Raw genomic sequence first — 5,429 nt, forward strand, 5'->3', positions numbered from 1 at the left:
GGTTGAAGCTATGCGAGCAGGCCAATTTCTTCATCTGCGTGTGCCTGATGACGCCCATCTTTTGCGTCGTCCTATTTCAATTTCGTCTATCGATAAGGTTAAGAAGCAGTGTCATCTCATTTATCGGATTGAGGGAGCTGGGACAGCTATTTTCTCAACCTTAAGTCAGGGGGATACTCTTGACGTGATGGGGCCTCAGGGAAATGGTTTTGACTTGTCTAATCTTGATGAGCAGAGCCAGGTTCTCCTTGTTGGTGGGGGGATTGGTGTTCCGCCCTTGCTTGAGGTGGCCAAGGAATTGCATGAGCGTGGTGTGAAAGTAGTGACAGTCCTAGGATTTGCTAATAAGGCTGCTGTTATTCTTGAAAAGGAATTAGCCCAATATGGGCAGGTCTTTGTAACGACAGATGATGGTTCTTATGGTGTCAAGGGAAATGTTTCCGTTGTTATCAATGATTTAGACAATCAATTTGATGCTGTTTACTCATGTGGGGCTCCAGGAATGATGAAGTATATCAATCAAACCTTTTATGACCACCCAAGAGCCTATCTATCTCTGGAATCTCGTATGGCTTGTGGGATGGGGGCTTGCTATGCCTGCGTCCTAAAAGTGCCAGAAAGCGAGACGGTCAGCCAACGTGTCTGTGAAGATGGCCCTGTTTTCCGCACAGGAACAGTTGTATTATAAGGAGAAAATTATGACTACAAATCGTTTACAAGTTTCTCTACCTGGCTTGGATTTGAAAAATCCGATTATTCCAGCATCAGGCTGTTTTGGCTTTGGTCAAGAGTATGCCAAGTATTATGATTTAGACCTTTTAGGTTCTATTATGATCAAGGCGACAACCCTTGAACCACGTTTTGGGAATCCAACTCCAAGGGTGGCAGAAACACCTGCTGGCATGCTCAATGCAATTGGCTTGCAAAATCCTGGTTTAGAGGTTGTTTTGGCTGAAAAGCTACCGTGGCTGGAAAGAGAATATCCAAATCTTCCTATTATTGCCAATGTAGCTGGTTTTTCAAAACAAGAGTATGCGGCTGTTTCTCATGGTATTTCCAAGGCAGCTAATGTGAAGGCTATTGAGCTCAATATTTCTTGTCCTAACGTAGATCACTGTAATCATGGACTCTTGATTGGTCAAGATCCAGATTTAGCTTATGATGTGGTGAAAGCAGCTGTGGAAGCCTCTGATGTGCCAGTTTATGTCAAATTAACCCCTAGTGTGACAGATATCGTCACCGTCGCAAAAGCTGCAGAAGATGCAGGAGCAAGTGGCTTGACCATGATTAATACTCTGGTTGGTATGCGCTTTGATCTCAAAACCAGAAAACCAATCTTGGCCAATGGAACGGGTGGAATGTCAGGTCCAGCAGTCTTTCCAGTAGCTCTTAAACTCATCCGCCAAGTCGCCCTAACAACAGACCTGCCTATTATTGGAATGGGAGGAATGGATTCGGCAGAAGCTGCACTAGAAATGTATCTGGCTGGAGCATCTGCTATTGGAGTTGGAACAGCTAACTTTACTAATCCATATGCTTGTCCTGATATTATTGAAAATCTGCCAAAAGTCATGGACAAATACGGCATCAGCAGTCTAGAAAATCTACGCAAGGAAGTAAAAGAGTCTTTGAGGTAAACTGCAATCTGTTCTTGATTTTTTATTAGTTTGTAATGTTGATTATAGAGAATTTTGATATAATGAAATGAGTAAGAACAGAGGAAGTAAATTAATGAAGAAATTGAGATTTATTTTTTTAGCCCTGCTATTTTTCTTAGCCAGACCAGAGAGTGCAATAGCTAGCGATGGTACTTGGCAAGGAAAACAATACCTGAAAGCAGATGGTAGTCAAGCAGCCAATGAGTGGGTTTTTGATGCTCATTATCAATCTTGGTTTTATATAAAAGCAGATGCTAACTATGCTGAAAATGAATGGCTGAAACAAGGTGACGACTATTTTTACCTCAAATCTGGTGGCTATATGGCCAAGTCAGAATGGATAGAAGACAAGGGAGTCCTCTATTATCTTGACCAAAATGGAAAGATGAAAAGAAATGCTTGGCTAGGAACTTCCTATGTTGGTGCAACAGGCGCCAAAGTAATCGAAGACTGGGTCTATGATTCTCAATACGACGCTTGGTTTTATATCAAAGCAGATGGACAACACGCAGAGAAAGAATGGCTCAAAATTAAGGGCAAGGACTATTATTTTAAATCTGGCGGTTATTTGCTAACAAGTCAGTGGATTGATCAGGCTTATGTGAATGCTAGTGGTGCCAAAGTACAGCAAGGTTGGCTTTTTGACAAACAATATCAATCTTGGTTTTACATCAAAGAAAATGGAAAACATGCTGAGAAAGAATGGATTTTCGAAAATGGTCACTATTATTATCTAAAATCCGGTGGCTATATGGCAGCAAATGAATGGATTTGGGATAAGGAATCTTGGTTTTATCTCAAATCTGATGGCAAAATGGCTGAGAAAGAATGGTTATACGATTCTAAAAGTCAAGCCTGGTACTACTTCAAATCTGGTGGCTACATGGCGAAAAATGAGACAGTAGATGGTTATCAGCTTGGAAGTGATGGTAAATGGCTTGGAGAAAAAGCTACAAACGAAAATGCTGCTTATTATCAAGTAGTACCTGTCACAGCAAATGTTTATGATGCAGATGGTGAAAAGCTCTCCTATATATCGCAAGGTAGTGTCGTCTGGCTAGATAGGAATAGAAAAAGTGATGACAAGCGCTTGGCTATTACTGTTTCAGGTTTGTCAGGCTACATGAAAACAGAAGATTTACAAGCACTAGATGCTAGTAAGGATTTTATCCCTTATTATGAGAGTGATGGACACCGTTTTTATCACTATGTGGCTCAGAATGCTAGTATCCCAGTAGCTTCTCATCTTTCTGATATGGAAGTAGGCAAGAAATATTATTCGGCAGATGGGCTGCATTTTGATGGTTTTAACCTTGAGAATCCCTTCCTTTTCAAAGATTTAACAGAGCCTACAAACTATAGTGCTGAGGATTTGGATAAGGTATTTAGTCTGTTAAATATTGACAATAGTCTCTTGGAAAATAAGGGAGCTACCTTTAAGGAAGCCGAAGAACATTATCATATCAATGCCCTCTACCTCCTTGCTCATAGTGCCTTAGAAAGTGACTGGGGACGTAGCAATATTGCCAAAGATAAGAATAATTTCTTTGGAATTACAGCCTATGATACGACCCCGTACCTTTCTGCTAAGACATTTGATGATGTGGATAAGGGAATTTTAGGTGCAACAAAGTGGATTAAGGAAAATTATATCGATAGGGGCAGAACTTTCCTTGGAAACAAGGCGTCTGGTATGAATGTTGAATATGCCTCAGACCCTTATTGGGGCGAAAAAATTGCTAGTGTGATGATGAAAATCAATGAGAAACTAGGTGGCAAAGATTAGTCCTATAATTGGATATGATTTGATTAAATAGTATGTTAAAAATCCTGATTTCAAGTAAAATCAGGATTTTTTCATGGATGCGATTTTTTCTGGGTCTGGTGTGACGCGGAGGGTCTTTTGTCCTGTGTAAGTGACAAAGCCGGGTTTGCCACCAGTTGGTTTGTTGAGTTTCTTGACTTCAATCATATCTACCTGCACCAGATTTGACAGGCGACCTTGAGAGAAGTAGGCGGCCAGCTCTGCCGCGTCTGTCTTGACTTCATCAGATGGGTCAAGATTGCCTGAGATGACAACGTGACTTCCAGGAATATCCTTGGCATGGAACCAAAGTTCCTCCTTGCGGGCCATTTTAAAGGTTAGCTCCTCGTTTTGAAGATTGTTTCTACCGACATAGATGATGGTTTTGCCATCGCTTGCTAGATATTGTTCTGGTTTTTTACGTTTATGGACTTTCTCCCGTTGTCTTCTGCGGATAAAGCCAGTTTGGATCAATTCTTCACGGATTTCAGCAATTTCTTCCAGTCCAGCTTGGTTGAGGACGGTTTCGACACTTTCCAGATAGAGGATGGTTGCCTTGGTTTCTTCAATCAGATCAGTTAAGTATTTGACAGCTTCTTTTAGTTTCTGATACCGTTTAAAATAGCGTTGGGCATTCTGGTTGGGAGTCAGAGCCTTATCAAGCGCAATGGTGATAGGTTGGTTGGTGTAGTAGTTGTCTAGAATAACCTGGTCTTGGTCGTTAGGCACTTGGTGGAGGAAGGTTGTTAGCAATTCCCCTTTTTGACGAAATTCTTCAGCATTGTCTGTCGCTAGTAACTCTTTTTCTTGTTTTTTAAGCTTATGTCGATTTTTTTGAAGTTCATTTTCAACACGACGAATGAGTTCACTGGCTTGTTGTTTGACGCGGTCGCGCTCAGCCTTGTCCTTATAGTAGGTGTCTAACAAATCAGAAAGACTGGCAAAAGGCTCTCCCACTTGATTTGCAAAAGGAACTGGACTGAAGGAAGTCTCAGTCAAGCATGGCTTGGTTTCTTGATTGAAAAAGTTTCGGAAAGTGGCTAGTTTATCACTAACCAGAATCTTTTCCAATTCATTTGCCGTATCGCGTCCCAGACCTTGAAAGAGGCTTTGAAGGTTTTTAGCTGTCGTTTCCTGTGTTTGTAGGATTTCAAAGAGCTTTTCATCCTTGATCGTAAAAGGATTGAGAGCTTCCGTACTTGGCGGAGCGATATAGGTCGATCCAGGCAACAAGGTACGGTAGCTATTTTGTGAAAAACCGACGTGTTTGATAACTTCGAGGATTTTATGACTGCTTTTATCAACCAGTAGAATATTACTGTGTTTACCCATAATTTCGATAATCAAGGTAGCCTGGATATGGTCTCCAATTTCGTTTTTGTTGGAAACCGTAATTTCCACAATACGGTCATTTTCCACTTGCTCAATCGACTCAATCAGGGCACCCTGCAAATACTTTCTCAAAACCATGATAAAGGTAGAAGGTTGGGCTGGATTTTCAAAAGTCGTTTGGGTCAGCTGGATGCGTCCAAAAACAGGATGGGCAGAAAGGAGCAGGCGATGGCTTTGGCGATTGCTGCGGATTTGCAAGACTAATTCTTGTTCAAAAGGCTGATTGATTTTCTGAATGCGACCATTCACTAACTCTCTTCGCAATTCCTCAACCATGTGGTGTAAAAAAAATCCGTCAAATGACATCGTTCTCTCCTTGTGATTGTATTCCATAGTATTATATCAAAAAGGTAGAATAAAATCATGGAAATGTGGTATAATAAAGCCAAGTAAAGAGAAACGAGAAGCACATGTATATTGAAATGGTAGATGAAACTGGTCAAGTTTCAAAAGAAATGTTGCAACAAACCCAAGAAATTTTGGAATTTGCAGCCCAAAAATTAGGCAAAGAAGACAAGGAGATGGCAGTTACCTTTGTGACCAATGAACGTAGTCATGGACTCAATCTAGAGTAC

4 protein-coding genes and 1 pseudogene are annotated in these 5,429 nt (G+C 41.0%); 4 read left to right on the top strand and 1 reads right to left on the bottom strand.

The window, feature by feature from the left end:
- From QZ359_RS05295 to QZ359_RS05305, 3 genes are all read left to right on the top strand, one after another.
- Positions 1 to 688: dihydroorotate dehydrogenase electron transfer subunit (locus QZ359_RS05295; RefSeq protein ID WP_293963910.1), on the top strand; the 688-nt coding region annotated here is incomplete at its 5' end.
- The gene (locus QZ359_RS05300) at positions 651 to 1,637 is read left to right on the top strand and encodes a dihydroorotate dehydrogenase (protein WP_261024518.1); all 987 of its coding nucleotides are present in this window, start codon (positions 651 to 653) and stop codon (positions 1,635 to 1,637) included. The genes QZ359_RS05295 and QZ359_RS05300, both read left to right, overlap by 38 nt.
- Before the next feature lie 94 nt (positions 1,638 to 1,731).
- Complete coding sequence (locus tag QZ359_RS05305; protein WP_365967415.1) at positions 1,732 to 3,444, top strand: glucosaminidase domain-containing protein; 1,713 nt, start codon at positions 1,732 to 1,734, stop codon at positions 3,442 to 3,444.
- 60 nt (positions 3,445 to 3,504) lie between these two features.
- On the opposite strand, the gene pavA is transcribed toward QZ359_RS05305, so the two are convergent.
- A complete protein-coding gene (pavA, locus tag QZ359_RS05310) occupies positions 3,505 to 5,160 on the bottom strand; it encodes an Rqc2 family fibronectin-binding protein PavA (RefSeq protein WP_061759795.1) in 1,656 nt (551 codons plus the stop codon).
- A 104-nt stretch (positions 5,161 to 5,264) separates the two neighbouring features.
- On the opposite strand from pavA, the pseudogene QZ359_RS05315 reads away from it, so the two are divergent.
- Positions 5,265 to 5,429, top strand: a pseudogene (locus QZ359_RS05315) (rRNA maturation RNase YbeY); the annotation flags it as partial.

The sequence above is a fragment of the Streptococcus sp. genome (genome assembly GCF_019414905.1).
Classification (GTDB): domain Bacteria; phylum Bacillota; class Bacilli; order Lactobacillales; family Streptococcaceae; genus Streptococcus.

Bases quoted from the DNA above. Each gene is read 5' to 3' on its own strand.
- QZ359_RS05300 (WP_261024518.1), top strand. From the start codon at position 651: ATGGCCCTGTTTTCCGCACAGGAACAGTTGTATTATAAGGAGAAAATT.
- QZ359_RS05305 (WP_365967415.1), top strand. From the start codon at position 1,732: ATGAAGAAATTGAGATTTATTTTTTTAGCCCTGCTATTTTTCTTAGCC.
- pavA (WP_061759795.1), bottom strand. From the start codon at position 5,160: ATGTCATTTGACGGATTTTTTTTACACCACATGGTTGAGGAATTGCGA.